Genomic DNA, 16034 nt, shown 5'->3' with positions numbered 1-16034 from the left:
AACAGCGTGTGGAAGTAAAGGATGTCTTTGCCGATGAAGTGGTACTGCTCGGCAGTCGACCCCTTGCGGATCCACGCGTCGAAATCGATCCCGCGCTTCTCTGCAAGGTTCTTGAAGCTCGCGTAGTAGCCGACCGGCGCGTCGAGCCACACGTAGAAATACTTGCCGGGCGCGCCCGGAATCTCGAAGCCGAAGTAAGGCGCGTCGCGCGAGATGTCCCAGTCGGCGAGCTTGGCTTCGCCGGCGTCGCCGAGCCACTCGCGCATCTTGTTGGTCGCTTCCGGCTGGGCGAGGCCGCCGACCCATTGGCGCAGGAAGTTTTCGCAGCGTGGATCGGACAGGCGGAAGAAGTAGTGCGTCGACGTTTTGCGCACCGGCGTCGCGCCCGAGACGACCGAGTACGGATTGATCAACTCGGTGGGCTGATAGGTGGAGCCGCATACTTCGCAGCTGTCGCCGTATTGGTCTTTCGCGCCGCATTTTGGGCATTCGCCCTTGATGAAACGGTCCGGCAAGAACATTTCCTTGACCGGGTCGTATGCCTGCTCGATATCGCGCGCTTCGATCAGGCCCGCTTCCTTCAGTGCCAGATAGACGTTCTCGCTGAGGACGCGGTTCTCTTCCGAATCCGTCGAATAGTAATTGTCGAACGAAATGCCGAAGCTATCGAAATCGCGCTTGTGTTCCTGCCACACGCGCTCAATTAGCTGCTTCGGCGTCAGACCTTCCTTTTCCGCGCGCAGCATGACCGGCGTGCCGTGCGTGTCGTCGGCGCCCACGTAATAGACCTCGTGGCCGTGCATGCGCAGCGTCCGGACCCAGATGTCCGTCTGAATGTATTCGACCAGGTGGCCGATATGGATTTGCCCGTTCGCATACGGAAGGGCCGACGTGACGAGAATCTGGCGACGGCCGGACGGCGCGCCTGCGGTGACATCGGTGGCGGGTACTGACATAAGAATCGTGGGAGCCTGCGGTGGGACGAGACGATGATTCTAGCAGGGCGTGCGCTTTAAGCGGGACGGCGCATTCAGGCTGGATGCACCGGCTGCGCGCATGCTGCGCGAGCGCATCGCGGAGAGGGAAAACAACGGGCGGGGGAGGCTTGCGCGAAACGTCGTACGAACCGAACGCGCAAAAAAAACCGGGGTTAGAAACCCCGGAGCAACAACGACAAGAGGAGAATGGTGACGCGGCGGCTTCGCCAACCACGTACCGTAAAGACAGACCGCGGATTTCTCGCAGAGTTCGAAATTTTTTTCGTCGTTCGTGCGAAACGGATCTTTACGGGACTCCACCGGGATCGCGCTTGCGCCGCGCCGTGTGTCCGGCGCGCGAGAGCGCGCCTGCCGAGCCGGCCGGCCATCGCGTGAAGGCGGTTCGTTCTCCTCGTGCGATGCGTGCTTATTGTGTAGCGTGCTGGGCGGTGGCGCGCAGGTAGATTTCCACGCGGCGGTTAGCTGCGCGGCCTGCTTCGGTGTTGTTGTCAGCGATCGGCTGGGTCGGGCCCATGCCGGTTGCAGACAGGCGCTGCGGCGCGACGCCGTGTTGCGCCAGATAGCCGGTTACGCTTTCCGCGCGGTTGACCGACAGCGTCTGGTTATATTGCGGCGAGCCGGTGCTGTCCGTGTGGCCGACGACCGACGCGACGATTTCCGGATTCTGCTGCATCGTTTGCGCGAGTTGGTCGAGGACCGGCGCGAACGACGGCTTGATCGCGTAGCTGCTCGTGTCGAATGTGACCGAGCTCGGAATGTTCAGCTTCAGCGAGCCGTCGGGCTGCTCGGTGATCTGCGTGCCGGTGCCCTTGGTGGCGCCCGACATACGGTTGCGAATCGCTTGCCAGTTGTAGCCGGTGACACCGCCCACCGCCGCGCCGACGCCCGCGCCGATCGCCGCGCCCTTGCCGCCGCCGAAAATCGCGCCCAACGCCGCACCGGTGCCGGCGCCCACGCCCGTGCCGACTGCCGTATTGGTGCCCTGTTGCGTCGCGCAACCAGCCAGCAACGAACCGGCGACAGCAAACACAGCCATGCGAGTCATGATTTTTTCATTCATTTCAATTCCTTCTAAGTGAAGCGGACAAATCGGCGGTAACGGTCAATCTAGCCGGCCCACGTTATGCCGGTAGGTACAGCAGCTACCTCAGAAGCACGGAACGATGGCCATCCTACGCCAGTCTTCGCGCGGTCCGACAACGAAGAAGGGTCTTCGGGCAACGCTTGCCGCCAGACACTACAATGATGCCTGAATCACGCAGCGATGCGGCCCCATGGCTTTCCGCTCGCCCCGAAGGGTGCCAGGCACGTGCGGTTTTCGCAATCGTCGATAACAATTTCTTTCAAATTCCGGCGCGTGGCCGCAGTTGCACCCCGCGCCGCACGTCTTCCCCACGGAGCATCAATGAGTATCGATCGGGCTTTGGTCGACGCCGCCATCGCGGCCGTCACGGACCCCAACACCGGCTCGCCGTACGCGGCTGCGAAAAGCGTGCGTGGCGTGACGGTACAAGGCGACACCGTCAGCCTTCAGGTGACGCTCGGCTATCCGGCGATGAGCCAGTTCGACATGATCCGCAAGCAATTCGCCGACGCGCTTGGCGCGGTGCCAGGCGTCGCGAACGTGCGCGTGGAGGTGTCACAGCAGATTGCCGCGCACACCGTGCAGCGCGGCGTGAAACTGTTGCCGAACGTGAAGAACATCGTCGCGGTGGCGTCCGGCAAGGGCGGTGTGGGCAAGAGCACGACCGCGGTGAACCTGGCGCTCGCGCTCGCGAGCGAAGGTGCGACGGTCGGCATTCTCGACGCCGACATCTACGGCCCGTCGCTGCCGACCATGCTCGGGATCGTCGGCCGCCCGGAGTCGCCCGACGAAAAATCGATGAACCCGATGACCGGCCACGGGGTGCAGGCTAACTCGATTGGCTTTCTGATCGACGCGGACAACCCGATGGTGTGGCGCGGCCCGATGGCGACCTCGGCGCTCGAGCAACTGCTGCGGCAGACCAACTGGCACGACCTCGACTACCTGATCGTCGACATGCCGCCCGGTACCGGCGACATCCAGCTGACCCTCGCGCAACGCGTGCCGGTCACTGGCGCGGTGATCGTCACGACGCCGCAGGACATCGCGCTGCTGGACGCGAAGAAGGGCCTGAAGATGTTCGAGAAGGTCGGCATCCCGATTCTCGGCATCGTCGAGAACATGGGGCTGCATATCTGTTCGAATTGCGGTCACGAAGAACATATCTTCGGCGCCGGCGGCGGCGAGCGCATGGGCCGCGAATATGGCGTCGACGTGCTCGGCAGCTTGCCGCTCGACATCACGATCCGTGAGCAGGCCGACTCGGGCACGCCTAGCGTTGCCGCCGACCCGAACGGGCGCATCGCCGAAATCTACCGGTCGATCGCGCGCAAGGTCGCGATTCATATCGCCGAGCGCGCGCGCGACATGACCTCGAAGTTTCCGAACATCGTCGTGCAGAACACCTGAGCGTGACCTCGCGATGACCGTGGACGGCCGTTCCGGCAATGGATATCGAGGTCCGGGAGCGTTATTTGCGCAGGCTCTCGCGGTATCATGTCGGCTTCACGGGTTCGGCTCGGCGGCCGCAGGGGCGGCCACCAGGCCGGCAAGAGGATCGCATGGGAAAACGAATCGACGGGCAGGCGGTGCATGCGTTCATCGTTCTGACTGCCTGCTGCGTGCTGTTGAGCGGCTGCGGCGTATTCCTGAGACCGCAGGAAAAGCGCGCCGACGCGCAGCTGCTGCCCACCATGGGCAATCAGGCGCACGGCCTCGTGACGTTCATCGAGCACTCGGACGGTGTCCAGGTGACCTACAACCTCGCGGGCTTGCTGCCCAATAGCGAGCACGCACTGCAAGTCCACGAGCGCGGCGACTGTAACGCCGCCGACGGCTCGAGCGCCGGCCCGGTGTTTTCTCCGGCGGCCGAGCGCCTGAAGGCGGGCGCACGCGTCGAGGGCGATCTCGGCAACATCCATGCGGACGCGAATGGAGTCGCCACCGGCTTCATCGTCGCGCCGGACGTCTCGCTCGACGGCATCCGCTCGGTGCTGCAACGCGCGGTCGTACTGCATCACGACGCGACCGATCCTTATGCGTATCCGCAGCATGGCGCGGGCCCCGCGCTGGCCTGCGGCGTGATCCGTCAGCAGTGAACCTTCAGTGTCCCCGGGTATCCATGGCCGGCGTCCGCCGCCGGGCTGCCCGTGGCGCGCGCGGCTGCCGCATCGGCTGCAGCATGGCCGTGATCGCGTAAAATAAGCGCCTTCGCCGGCCGGCTGGGCGCCAGCCGTTTTCACCCACCTTTCGTCACCTGTCATTCACGTCGAGCAGCGTTCACCTATGACTATCAAATCCGACAAGTGGATCCGGCGCATGGCCGGCTCGCACAAGATGATCGAGCCGTTTGCGCCCGATCAGGTTCGCGTCTCCGAAGACGGCCGGAAGATTGTCAGCTACGGCACGTCGAGCTACGGCTACGACATCCGCTGCGCCGACGAATTCAAGATCTTCACGAACATCAATTCGACGATCGTCGATCCAAAGAACTTCGACGAGAAATCGTTTGTCGATTTCAAGGGCGACGTCTGCATCATCCCGCCGAATTCGTTCGCGCTCGCGCGCACGGTCGAGTATTTCCGCATTCCGCGCAGCGTGCTGACCGTGTGTCTCGGCAAGTCGACCTATGCGCGCTGCGGAATCATCGTCAACGTGACGCCGTTCGAGCCGGAATGGGAAGGGCACGTGACGCTCGAATTCTCGAATACGACACCTTTGCCGGCGAAAATCTACGCGAACGAAGGCGTCGCCCAAGTGCTGTTTTTCGAAAGCGACGAGATTTGCGAAACCTCGTACGCGGATCGCGGCGGCAAATATCAAGGTCAGCACGGCGTCACGTTGCCGAAAACGTGACGTCGGCGGCGTATCGACCCATCGGCTATATCGGGTGACCGCTGCGATTACGACATAACGCAGCGGTCGTTTTCTTTTTGGAGAATCGCCCATGAAGTTCCGTTTTCCCGTCGTCATCATCGATGAAGACTTCCGCTCCGAGAACATCTCGGGTTCCGGCATCCGGGCGCTGGCCGAAGCCATCGAGAAAGAAGGCGCGGAAGTGCTCGGGTTGACGAGCTACGGCGATCTGACTTCGTTCGCGCAGCAGTCGAGCCGCGCATCGTGCTTCATCCTGTCGATCGACGACGACGAGTTGCTGCCCTACGTCGACAATGTGGTGGTCGAAGGCGAGACGCCGGAACTCGCGGCCGCGATCGTCGCGCTGCGCGCGTTCGTGACCGAAGTGCGCCGCCGCAACGCCGACATCCCGATCTTCCTGTACGGCGAGACGCGCACGTCGCGCCATCTGCCGAACGACATCCTGCGCGAGCTGCACGGCTTCATTCACATGTTCGAGGACACGCCGGAGTTCGTCGCGCGCCATATCATCCGCGAGGCGAAGGTTTATCTGGACTCGCTCGCGCCGCCGTTTTTCAAGGAACTGGTGCAGTACGCGGAAGAGGGTTCGTACTCGTGGCACTGCCCGGGCCACTCGGGCGGCGTCGCATTCCTGAAGAGCCCGCTCGGCCAGATGTTCCACCAGTTCTTCGGCGAGAACATGTTGCGCGCCGACGTCTGCAACGCGGTCGACGAACTCGGCCAGCTGCTCGACCACACGGGTCCGGTGGCCGCGTCGGAGCGCAACGCCGCGCGCATCTTCAGCGCCGATCACGTGTTCTTCGTGACCAACGGCACGTCGACGTCGAACAAGATCGTCTGGCACGGTACAGTGGCGCCTGGCGACATCGTGCTGGTCGACCGCAACTGCCACAAGTCGATCCTGCACGCGATCACGATGACCGGCGCGATTCCGGTGTTCCTCACGCCGACTCGCAACAACTTCGGCATCATCGGCCCGATCCCGCGCAGCGAATTCGAGCCGGAAAACATCCGCAAGAAGATCGAGGCCAATCCGTTCGCGCGCGAAGCGCTGGCGAACAACCCGAGCCTGAAGCCGCGCATCCTGACGATCACGCAAAGCACGTACGACGGCGTGATCTACAACGTCGAAATGATCAAGGAGATGTTGGGCGAATGGCTCGACACGCTGCATTTCGACGAAGCGTGGCTGCCGCACGCCGAATTTCACGAGTTCTACCAGGACATGCACGCGATCGGCGCGGGCCGTCCGCGCATCGGTGCGATGATCTACGCGACCCACTCCACGCACAAGCTGCTGGCCGGCATCTCGCAGGCCTCGCAGATCGTCGTGCAGGACTCGAAGAACAGCCGCTTCGACAAGCATCGCTTTAACGAAGCGTATCTGATGCACACGTCGACGAGCCCGCAGTACGCGATCATCGCGTCGTGCGACGTGGCAGCGGCGATGATGGAAGCGCCTGGCGGCACCGCGCTCGTCGAAGAATCGATTGCGGAAGCGCTCGACTTTCGCCGCGCGATGAGCAAAGTCGACGCCGAATACGGCGACGACTGGTTCTTCAAGGTGTGGGGCCCGGACCAGTTCGCCGAGGAAGGCATCGGCTCGCGCGACGACTGGATGTTGCGCCCGAACGATGCATGGCACGGTTTCGGTCCGCTTGCCGAAGGCTTCAACATGCTCGACCCGATCAAGGCGACGATCGTCACGCCGGGTCTCGACATGGACGGCGGCTTCGGCGAAACCGGCATCCCGGCGGCGATCGTCACCAAGTACCTGGCCGAGCACGGCATCATCGTCGAGAAGACCGGCCTGTACTCGTTCTTCATCATGTTTACGATCGGCATCACGAAGGGTCGCTGGAACTCGATGGTGACCGAGCTGCAGCAATTCAAGGACGACTACGACAACAACCAGCCGCTGTGGCGCGTGTTGCCCGAGTTCGTGCAGCATCATCCGATGTACGAGCGGGTCGGCCTGCGCGATCTGTGCCAGCAGATCCATAGCGTCTATCGCGCGAACGACATCGCGCGCCTGACGACAGAGATGTACCTGTCGAGCATGGAGCCTGCGATGAAGCCGTCCGACGCATTTGCGAAGCTCGCGCACCGCGACATCGACCGGGTACCGATCGACGAACTCGAAGGCCGTGTCACGTCGATCCTGCTCACGCCGTACCCGCCGGGTATTCCGCTGCTGATTCCGGGTGAGCGTTTCAACAGCACGATCGTCAACTACCTGCGTTTCGCCCGCGAATTCAATGAGCGCTTCCCGGGCTTCCATACGGATATCCACGGGCTCGTCGGCGAAATGATCAACGGGCGCATCGAATATTTCGTCGATTGCGTTCGCCTCTGACGATGCGGCGCGTGACGTTCCTGGCGGGCGTCGATCGCTGGCGGCGCGGCGGCCGTGCATTGGCCGTCGCGCTACTGGCGGGTGCGGCGGCGCTCGGCGGCACGCTGAGTTCGACCGCGCATGCGGAAGTCGCCGCCGCCGATCCGATCGACGCGTCGATGCGCGCGTGTCTCGCGCGCGCCGACATGTCGACGACGATGGGGCAGGTGCAGTGCATGGACAACGCGCGGATCGGCTGGAAGGCGGCGGTCGACAGCGCGTATCAGCAGTTGCTGTCGAAGCTGCCGCCCGCGCGGCGCAGGTTATGGCAGAAGAGCCAGTCGAGCTGGCTCACGTCGCGTGATGCCGAGCAGCAGTTGCTGGCCGCGGTATTCGCGACGACCCGCGGTTCGACGTACGTGCTGTCCGAGGCGGACATGCAGTTGCAGCCGGTGCGCGATCGCGCGCTCGTGTTGCGCAGCGTGCTCGCCAGTGTGAGCGGGCCGCCGCCGCGCCGGCCGCGCGCATGCAGAGCGGATGCGCATTGCGAACACGCGATGTTCGATCTGAACCGCTACTACCGGGTACTCCATTCGAAGATGCCGCCGCGCTCGCGGCCCACGCTCGTGCGCGCGCAACGCGCGTGGAGCGCCTATCTGACGGCATCGACGCCGCTCGTCGACGAACGCGGGCGTATCGACATCATCGGGGCGCGCGTCGCGACGATCAAGCGACTGTCGGAAACGGTCGGCAACGACTAAGCTGCCGACAACTACCGGCGCCCGCCGTCACACCGTCAATCGAGCAGATAAGTTTCGCGCTGCGGCTCGGCCGCCGCGAGCGCCGGTTCGCCGCGCAGATCGCGCATCGCATCTTCGATTGCAGCGGACATCGTGTTGAGTGCGAGGTCGTTGTCATCGGTGCCGAACGGCTCTTCGAGTTGCGACGCGATCGCCTCGTGCGCCATGAACGTATAGGCGACGAACACGGCGAACACCGGTGTGAAAATGCCGATGCTGTCGACGAGACCGAACGGCAGCGACGCGCAGAAGAAATACACGGTGCGGTGAATCATCACCGAATACGCGAACGGCAGCGGTGTCGACGCGATCCGCTCACAGCCGCCAATCACATCCGACAAGCCGTTCAGATTCCGGTCGAACGCGAGCACCGCCATCGAATCGAGCGCGCCCGCGCGTGCGTGGCGCCGCACCCATTCGCCGAGGCAGAGCATCAGCGTGGCCGGCTTGTAGCGCGCGGTCATCACGCGCTCGAATAGCGCTGCGGGCACGCGCGCGGCGAGATCCTCGCGCGGATCGGTCCGACGCAACTGATGACGCAGCGCATGCGGCAACGCGCTCAGCACGGCGAGAAATTCGGCGGCGTCCGGTTCCGGCAACTCGCGCGACGGCAGCGTCAGCACCTGGCGCGTGAGCGAGCGCGACTCGTTGAGCAACTGCCCCCACAGCTTGCGCGCTTCCCACCAGCGGTCGTAGCTCGCGTTGTTGCGAAAGCCGAGAAACACCGCGAGCGCGATACCGACCAGCGAAAACGGCGCGGTCGTATTCAGGTTCAGGTTGACGGGTAACAGATGATCGTGCGCGGCAAGCGCGATGATCGAGATGACGAAGATTAGCGAGAGCCGCGGCAGCAACTGCGGCAGCACCGAGCCGCGCCACGCGAGCAGCATGCGGAACCAGTTGAGATGCGGGCGGATGATCATGGCGAGCGGCGCGGCGCGTCAGGCGATAAAGCAGCTATTATCGATCGCTTTTCGAGCAGCATATAAAAGAAAACCCGCGCGGTGTGCTTCGCGTTCGAAGCAGACCGCGCGGGTTTGTTCACTCGCCGTCGGCGCAGCGGAACCCGCCGCCCGCGTCAGTCTCTCGCCGACGAAGCCGCGCCGTGGCTCAGCCAGTCGAGCACCGCGCTCGCGTCGTCGTCCGCGCCTTCGCGGGCGCGCTCGACTGTCTCCGCGACGTCGTCGCTCGGCATCGCGCGGCGAATCGCCACGCCGACCGCGAGAATGTCGATCATCACGAGGTGCAGGATGCGCGAGATCATCGACAACTGCGACTCGCGGATCTCGATGTGATCGGTCTCCAGCGCGACGGTCGCGCGCTTGGCGAGCGGCGTGTTGCTCGACGTTAGCGCGATCACTTTCGCGCCGGCTTGCATCGCGACGTCGAGCACGCGCAGCAGCTCGGGCGCGCGCCCCGATTTCGACACCGCGACAATCACATCACCCTTGCCGAGCAATGCCGCCGAGGCCGCCTGCATATACAGGTCGCCATAAGCGATCGTCGGAATGCCGAAGCGGAAGAACTTGTAGTGCGCATCCTGCGCGACGATGTTCGAATTGCCGAGCCCGTAGAACTCGATGCGCCGCGCGCCGTTCAGCAGATCGATCGCGCGTTCGACCTGATCGAAGTTCAGATGCTCGCGCAACTGCAGAATCGCGGACACGGTGTTGTCCAGCACCTTCGCGCCGAAGTCGGTCGCGGTGTCGCCCAGATGCACCTGGCTGTGGCTGACCGGAATCGTGCCGGTCAAACCGGTCGCGAGCTTCAGCTTGAAATCCGACAGGCCCTGACAGCCGAGCGAGCGGCAAAAGCGGATCACGGTCGGCTGGCTCACGTCGGCCTTGCGCGCGATATCGACGATCGGATCGTTGATGATCGAGCGCGGATGGTTCAGCGCGAGATCGGCGACGCGGCGCTCGGCCGGCGTCAGCGCGTCGCGCATCTGGCGAATCCGCTCGAACACCGCCGACGAGCTGCCGCCCGCGCGATTCGACAGCTGCTCGGCGAGAATCGCCGACACGCCGAGGAAGGCCGGGTATTCGGCGGTGATCACATAGGTCGGCACGCTTTGCAGATAGGCTTCGAAGCGGCCCTTTGCCTCGAAGCGCTTGCGAAACGACGAGCGCGCGAAGAATTCGCCGAGGCGCGGCACCACGCCGCCGCCGATATAGATGCCGCCGAGCGCGCCGAGCGTCACGGCGATATTGCCGGCGAAGGTGCCGAGAATGCCGCAGAACACGTCGACCGATTCGGCCGCGAGCGGCTCGCCATCGAGCGCGCGTTTGACGATTTCGATCGTGTCGATGTTGCTGGCCACGCGCTTCTTGTCGCGGCCCGCGAGCGCGCGGTAAATCACCTCGATGCCCGGACCCGCGGCGACCCGTTCGAACGACACGTGCGACCACTTCTTGCGCGCGTATTGCAGCACGATGTCCTCGCGCTCGTCGGCCGGCGCGAAGGTTGCGTGACCGCCTTCGCTGCCGAGCGCGATCCAGCGGTCGTCGGCGGGAATCAGGCCCGACACGCCCATGCCGGTGCCGGGGCCGAGCAGGCCGATCACGCTGTTCGGGCGGCGAGCGCCGCCGCCCACCTGCACGCGCTGCGCGTCGGTCAGCCCGGGCAGCGCCATCGCCAGCGCGGTGAAATCGTTGACGACCAGCAGGGTGTCGAAGCCGAGCGCGCGGCGCGTCGCTTCGATCGAGAAGGTCCAGTCGTGATTGGTCATGCTCACCTGGTCGCCGTCGACCGGGTTCGCGATCGCGATCGCCGCGTGGTTGACGCGGCCGATCTTCATGTCTTTCAGATACTGCGTGATGACCTCGGCGACACCCGCATAGTCCGCGCACGGATAGACCTGCACTGAGCCGATTTCGCCGGGGCCCGTCTCGAGCGCGAAGCGCGCATTAGTGCCGCCGATGTCGGCAAGCAGTCGCGGTCCGTCGGCGTGCTGCCCCGCGCCCGGGATCGCTTTAGTTTGCACACCAGTAGACATCGAGTCTCACTCCCTTGTCGTTCGCCAACTGCGAGATGGCATTTTTTTGTAGCGAAGCGGCGGCTGCATTGAGCACGTCCATCTTGCGCGGTCCAGCGATCAGCAGAAACAGGTGCTTCACTTCCTTCAGCGCGGAAAGCGACCAGCTCACGCGTGCATGCGGCGCGGCGCGCGGATGCACGGCGACGAAGTGTTCGGTCGTGGTGATGGCGCGATCCCATTCGGGCGCGTCGGCGAAGATCGACGCCGTGTGGCCATCCTCGCCCATGCCGAGCACCGCGACGTCCGGTACCGCGGCAAAGCGAGCATCAGCGTTCAGCGCGGCGACGTGCGCATCGAGATCTTTGCTGGTGTCGACCAGCGGCCAGAAGGTCGCGCTGCTCGCGGCATGCTGCAGCAGCGTGGCGCGCGCGAGTTGCGCGTTGCTGGCGCTGTCGGTGTCCGGCACCCAGCGGTCGTCGACCAGCGTCACCGCGATGCGCGGCCAGTCGAACGCCTGAGTGGAGAGCGTCTCGAGGAACGGACGCGGGCTCGCGCCGCCGGATACGGCCAGCATGGCCGGGCGCGCGCCCGGGTCCGACGTGCCGGTGACGGCCGCCGTCGCGGCAAGCGACGCATGTAGCGCGTCGCCCACCGCTTTCGCCAGCGCGTCCGATTGGGCGCGCTGGTCGTCGAAAGCGTTAAGCTGGATCACTTCTCCTCCGTGCTGCTTTCTTGTTGGCTCTGCGGAATCAGCGGTGCTGCTTTCGCGCGATGTCTGCGATTGGGGTGGCTTGCAGACGTCTTACACGATACCGGCGCGATTCCGTTCAGTTCGTCGGTGGGCGCTGCCGGCGCCGCGCGAAGTATTGCTGCGAGGGTTGTCGATATCGCGCGGCGGCGTTCATCGATTCGTTAGCCTCAATTCTCTTCCTCGAGCCAGCAGGTGCCGTGCTGCGCGAGCATCGCGCTCGCCGCGGCCGGTCCCCACGTGCCCGCCGCGTACGGCTTGGGCGGCTTATGCGACGCCTGCCATTCGTTCAGGATCGGTTCGACCCAGCGCCACGCGGCTTCCTGCTCGTCGCGCCGCACGAACAGCGCGAGGCGGCCGTGGATCACGTCGAGCAGCAGTCGCTGATACGCCTCCATCTGCCCTTCGCGGAAGAACTGGTCGAACGCGAGGTCGAGGTGCACGCTCGCGAGGTTCATGCCCTCGCCGGGCTGCTTTGCAAGACAGTACAGACGAATCATCTCGTTCGGCTGCAGGCGGATCACGAGGCGGTTCGCGCCGGCGCGCAGCGCCGATACGCCGAGCGCCGAATGTGGGACTGGACGGAAATTCACGACGATCTCGGCGACCCGATCCGCGAGCCGCTTGCCCGTGCGCAGGAAAAACGGCACGCCGGCCCAGCGCCAGTTCTCTATCTCGACTTTCAGCGCGACGAAGGTTTCGGTGGAACTATCGGGCTTCACGCCGTGCTCGGTCGCGTAGGCCGGTACCGCGTTGCCGCGAATCACGCCCGAATGATACTGGCCGCGCACCGCAACCTTGCCGATCTCCTGGGGATCGACGGGTTTTAGCGCACGCAATACGCGCAGTTTCTCGTCCCGCACCGAGTCCGAATCCATCGAATGGGGCGGCTCCATCGCGACGATCGACAGCAATTGCAACAGGTGGTTCTGCACCATGTCGCGCAGCGCGCCGGTATTGTCGTAGAAATCGCCGCGCGCTTCGACGCCTAGCTCTTCGGCAATCGTGATCTGGATGCTCTCGACCCAGTCGCGACGCCACAGCGGCTCGAACAGCGCATTGCCGAAACGCAGCGCGAGCAGGTTCTGCACCGGCTCCTTGCCGAGGTAATGGTCGATCCGGTAGATCTGCTCTTCTGCAAAGATCTCGCCGACCGCATCGTTAATCGCATTCGACGATTTCAAATCGTAACCAAGCGGCTTTTCGAGCACGATGCGCGCGTTGGTATTGAGTCCGACCGACGCGAGCGCATGACAGATCGGCACGAACAGCGACGGACCGGTCGCCAGATAGAAGACGCGGATACCAGGCAGATCCTGGACCGCGTCGCGCAGATGCACGAAGTCTTCCGGCTTGCCGAGGTCGATCTTCACGAACTCGATGCGCGCGAGGAAGCCCGTCCATGCGGCTTCGTCCACACCGTTCTTCGACACGTACGGTTTGACGTGCTCGTCCACCCATTGCAGGTACTCGCCGCGATCCGCCACGTGCCGCGCCACCGCCACGATCTTGCCGCTGTCCGCGAGCATGCCGCCGGCGCGGTGCGCCTCGAACAGCGCGGGCAGGATCTTGCGCATCGACAGATCGCCGGTTCCGCCAAAGAGAACGAAGGTGAAACTTGAATCGGTTTGCATGAGTCTCCGCGATGTCCTGAGGGGCCGCCGCGCCGAGCCGGTATGGAGCGCGCAGTCCCGCGCGCTGACCGGAAGAGCGACCGTAGTCCGATAAAAATTTTTTTGACACTGAATTGTAGTTTAACTACAATCCAAATCAAGAGGTAGCGCTAATTCGATGAAAAAAGCGTGCGCTGTTCAGGCGGGGTGCGCGTTTCGCGAATCGCCGGGCGTCCCCCGCATGTTATCGGACAGGGGCCGCGCTTGCCGGCCGGCCGCGGATCGGCGCATGAAGTACCTCGAGTCTGCCGCGCGACGCGGGCAGGCAAAAATCAAAAGAGGAGACAGTCAGTTGCATCCCGAACCACTCACCTCTTGAGCGTCCAGCGGCCGGACATCGGTCCGCCGGCACATGCGTTCGCGCGTGCGCCCGACCGTGCCCGATCGCCCAGTGTTTTGCCTGTTTGAACCAACCACAGCACCCTGGCGACATCAGGGGCCATTCGTTTTTTTGTTCAGGTGTCTGGAGGAGATAAGCAATGAAATTTCGCGCGATCATGGGCGCTCTGTGCGCAGCGGGTCTGATGTGTGGCGTGTCGGCCGTACAGGCGGCCGAGTCGATCGAAGTGCTGCACTGGTGGACTTCGGGCGGCGAATCGAAGGCCGTCGGCGTCCTCAAGGACGACATGACGAAGCAAGGCTACACGTGGAAGGACTTCGCGGTTGCGGGCGGCGCTGGCGCGGCAGCCATGACGGCACTGAAGACGCAGGTCATCTCGGGCAACGCGCCGAGCGCCGCGCAGATCAAGGGTCCGCTGATCCAGGAGTGGGCTTCGCAGGGCGTGCTGGTGCCGATCGACTCGGTCGCCGGCGACTGGAAAAAGAACCTGCCGCCGGAAATCGACAAGATCATGCACGCGGACGGCCACTATGTTGCCGCACCGTTCTCGGTGCATCGTGTGAACTGGCTGTACATCAACAAGGCGGCGCTCGACAAGGCGGGCGGCAAGGTCCCGACCACATGGCCTGAATTCTTCGCGGTGGCTGACAAGATGAAAGCCGCGGGCATCCAGCCGATCGCAATGGGCGGCCAGCCGTGGCAGGATCTGACGCTGTGGGAGGACGTCGTACTGTCGCAGGGCGCTGACTTCTACAAGAAGGCGATCGTCGACCTCGACGAGAAGGCGTTGACCTCCGACAAGATGGTCCAGGTGTTCGACACCGTCCGCAAGATCCAGGGCTACTTCGACGCCGGCCGCACGGGCCGTGACTGGAACCTCGCGACGGCGATGGTCATCAACGGCAAGGCCGGCATGCAGTTCATGGGCGACTGGGCGAAGGGCGAATTCAGCAACGCCGGCAAGAAGTCGGGCACCGACTTCGTCTGCGCGGCCGTGCCGGGCACCGAAAAGGCCTACACGTTCAACGTCGACTCGTTCGTGTTCTTCCAGCAGAAGGGCCAGAAGGCCGCTACGCCGGGCCAGCTCGCACTCGCGAAGACCATCATGTCGCCGGAATTCCAGGAGCAGTTCAGCCTGTACAAAGGCTCGATCCCGGTGCGCCTGGGCGTGCCGATGGACAAGTTCGACGACTGCGCGAAGAAGTCGTACGCGGATGAGCAGACCGCGATCAAGGCGGGCGGCTACGTGCCGTCGCTCGCTCACGGGATGGCTCAACCGGACGCGGCTGCTGGCGCCATCTCCGACGTCGTCACGAAGTTCATGAACTCGCAGGAAGATACCAAGACCGCGATTCAGGCGCTCGCGAAGGCCGCGAAGACCAAGTAAGTGAAGTAAGCGAAGCGTTGCGCCCGGTGGCTTGCAGTCGAACTCCGGGCGCATGCGCGAGGCCGCGTTGTCCGAACGTCCTGCCGCGTCGAGCGTGACGTGCCGATGCGGGGCAGCAAGCGGCTTCGCCCTGGTTTCATCGAGTCACACCCATGCTGTCGCGGTCCCGCACCATGCGTGGGCGGCAAGCCGCACGGCACAGTTTGAGCAGGAGTCGAGTAGTGACTGCTTCTATCAGCGGAAAAGGGAAAACGGCTGCCGCCACCCGCCGCGTGTCGCCCACGGCGGCCCTCGCCGATCGCTGGATTCCGAAGCTGGTGCTTGCGCCCAGCGTCGTGATCAGCCTGATCTTCGTGTATGGCTTTATCGCAATCACCGGCTATCTGTCGCTGTCGACGTCGCGGCTGATGCCCCGTTTCGAGTTCGCCGGGCTCGATCGCTATCGCGAACTGTTCGACAACGACGTGTTCTGGACCTCGGCCGCGAACCTCGGCTGGTTCGGCATTCCGTTCATCGCGATCTGCATCGGCCTGGGTCTGTTTCTGGCGATCCTGCTCGATCAGCAGATCCGCAACGAGGGTGCGCTGCGCGCGGTGTTCCTGTACCCGATGGCGCTGTCGTTCATCGTGACCGGTACCGCGTGGCAGTGGATCCTGACGCCAAGCATCGGCATCGAGAAGGTGTTTCACGACTGGGGCTGGACGAGCTTCTCGTTCAACTGGCTCGGCGATCCGGACAGGGCGATCTTCTGCGTCGTGATCGCGGCCGTATGGCAGTCCACCGGCTTCGTGATGGCGCTGTTCCTCGCCGGTCTG

At 64.0% G+C, this 16034-nt stretch carries 13 protein-coding genes; 7 read left to right on the top strand and 6 right to left on the bottom strand.

Annotated elements, in window-relative coordinates; translation table 11 throughout:
- Together metG and VGH68_RS01180 are read right to left on the bottom strand one after the other, a co-directional pair.
- Positions 1–956 (bottom strand): methionine--tRNA ligase (gene metG, locus VGH68_RS01185; protein ID WP_331601678.1); only part of this gene is annotated, 956 nt, incomplete at its 3' end.
- Between the two features lie 448 nt (positions 957–1404).
- Positions 1405–2058, bottom strand: a complete 654-nt coding sequence (locus VGH68_RS01180; RefSeq protein WP_331601677.1) for an OmpA family protein — start codon at positions 2056–2058, stop codon at positions 1405–1407.
- Positions 2059–2403: 345 nt separating this feature from the next.
- On the opposite strand from VGH68_RS01180, the gene apbC reads away from it, so the two are divergent.
- From apbC to VGH68_RS01155, 5 genes are all read left to right on the top strand, one after another.
- Positions 2404–3492 carry an iron-sulfur cluster carrier protein ApbC gene (gene apbC / locus VGH68_RS01175; protein WP_331601676.1) on the top strand — a complete coding sequence of 363 codons (1089 nt, stop codon included), beginning with the start codon at positions 2404–2406 and terminating at the stop codon, positions 3490–3492.
- A 152-nt stretch (positions 3493–3644) separates the two neighbouring features.
- Positions 3645–4181: a superoxide dismutase family protein gene (locus VGH68_RS01170; protein WP_331601675.1), complete on the top strand. Its 537-nt coding sequence runs from the start codon at positions 3645–3647 to the stop codon at positions 4179–4181.
- A 187-nt stretch (positions 4182–4368) separates the two neighbouring features.
- Positions 4369–4938: a dCTP deaminase gene (gene dcd, locus VGH68_RS01165; protein WP_184045593.1), complete on the top strand. Its 570-nt coding sequence runs from the start codon at positions 4369–4371 to the stop codon at positions 4936–4938.
- 91 nt (positions 4939–5029) lie between these two features.
- A complete protein-coding gene (locus VGH68_RS01160; RefSeq protein ID WP_331601674.1) occupies positions 5030–7315 on the top strand; it encodes an arginine/lysine/ornithine decarboxylase in 2286 nt (761 codons plus the stop codon).
- A 2-nt stretch (positions 7316–7317) separates the two neighbouring features.
- Complete coding sequence (locus VGH68_RS01155; RefSeq protein WP_414696875.1) at positions 7318–8055, top strand: lysozyme inhibitor LprI family protein; 738 nt, start codon at positions 7318–7320, stop codon at positions 8053–8055.
- A 35-nt stretch (positions 8056–8090) separates the two neighbouring features.
- Here VGH68_RS01155 and VGH68_RS01150 read toward each other — a convergent pair whose 3' ends face one another.
- The 4 genes from VGH68_RS01150 to zwf all read right to left on the bottom strand — a co-directional run bounded on the left by VGH68_RS01150 (position 8091) and on the right by zwf (position 13453).
- Complete coding sequence (locus VGH68_RS01150) at positions 8091–9017, bottom strand: bestrophin family protein (RefSeq protein ID WP_331601672.1); 927 nt, start codon at positions 9015–9017, stop codon at positions 8091–8093.
- A 155-nt stretch (positions 9018–9172) separates the two neighbouring features.
- The gene (locus VGH68_RS01145) at positions 9173–11089 is read right to left on the bottom strand and encodes a bifunctional transcriptional regulator/glucokinase (RefSeq protein WP_331601671.1); all 1917 of its coding nucleotides are present in this window, start codon (positions 11087–11089) and stop codon (positions 9173–9175) included.
- Complete coding sequence (gene pgl, locus VGH68_RS01140) at positions 11067–11783, bottom strand: 6-phosphogluconolactonase (protein WP_331601670.1); 717 nt, start codon at positions 11781–11783, stop codon at positions 11067–11069. Before pgl ends, VGH68_RS01145 begins: the two co-directional genes overlap by 23 nt.
- 206 nt (positions 11784–11989) lie before the next feature.
- A complete protein-coding gene (zwf, locus tag VGH68_RS01135; protein ID WP_331601669.1) occupies positions 11990–13453 on the bottom strand; it encodes a glucose-6-phosphate dehydrogenase in 1464 nt (487 codons plus the stop codon).
- Positions 13454–13971: 518 nt separating this feature from the next.
- Here zwf and VGH68_RS01130 point away from each other — a divergent pair.
- Positions 13972–15219 (top strand): ABC transporter substrate-binding protein, encoded by a 1248-nt coding sequence (locus VGH68_RS01130; RefSeq protein ID WP_331601668.1) that lies wholly within the window; start codon positions 13972–13974, stop codon positions 15217–15219.
- Between the two features lie 221 nt (positions 15220–15440).
- A partial coding sequence (locus VGH68_RS01125; protein ID WP_331601667.1) for a sugar ABC transporter permease occupies positions 15441–16034 on the top strand: 594 nt, incomplete at its 3' end.

The organism is Paraburkholderia sp., from assembly GCF_036488505.1.
In the GTDB taxonomy this organism is placed as follows: domain Bacteria; phylum Pseudomonadota; class Gammaproteobacteria; order Burkholderiales; family Burkholderiaceae; genus Paraburkholderia.
The sequence above is the reverse complement of the archived record's forward strand: the minus strand, read 5'-3'. Positions and strand labels throughout refer to the sequence as shown.

Coding starts and splice junctions, on each gene's coding strand:
- VGH68_RS01160 (WP_331601674.1), top strand. CDS start 5,030: ATGAAGTTCCGTTTTCCCGTCGTCATCATCGATGAAGACTTCCGCTCC.
- VGH68_RS01145 (WP_331601671.1), bottom strand. CDS start 11,089: ATGTCTACTGGTGTGCAAACTAAAGCGATCCCGGGCGCGGGGCAGCAC.
- zwf (WP_331601669.1), bottom strand. CDS start 13,453: ATGCAAACCGATTCAAGTTTCACCTTCGTTCTCTTTGGCGGAACCGGC.
- VGH68_RS01150 (WP_331601672.1), bottom strand. CDS start 9,017: ATGATCATCCGCCCGCATCTCAACTGGTTCCGCATGCTGCTCGCGTGG.
- VGH68_RS01180 (WP_331601677.1), bottom strand. CDS start 2,058: ATGAATGAAAAAATCATGACTCGCATGGCTGTGTTTGCTGTCGCCGGT.
- VGH68_RS01155 (WP_414696875.1), top strand. CDS start 7,318: ATGCGGCGCGTGACGTTCCTGGCGGGCGTCGATCGCTGGCGGCGCGGC.
- VGH68_RS01170 (WP_331601675.1), top strand. CDS start 3,645: ATGGGAAAACGAATCGACGGGCAGGCGGTGCATGCGTTCATCGTTCTG.
- apbC (WP_331601676.1), top strand. CDS start 2,404: ATGAGTATCGATCGGGCTTTGGTCGACGCCGCCATCGCGGCCGTCACG.
- VGH68_RS01130 (WP_331601668.1), top strand. CDS start 13,972: ATGAAATTTCGCGCGATCATGGGCGCTCTGTGCGCAGCGGGTCTGATG.
- dcd (WP_184045593.1), top strand. CDS start 4,369: ATGACTATCAAATCCGACAAGTGGATCCGGCGCATGGCCGGCTCGCAC.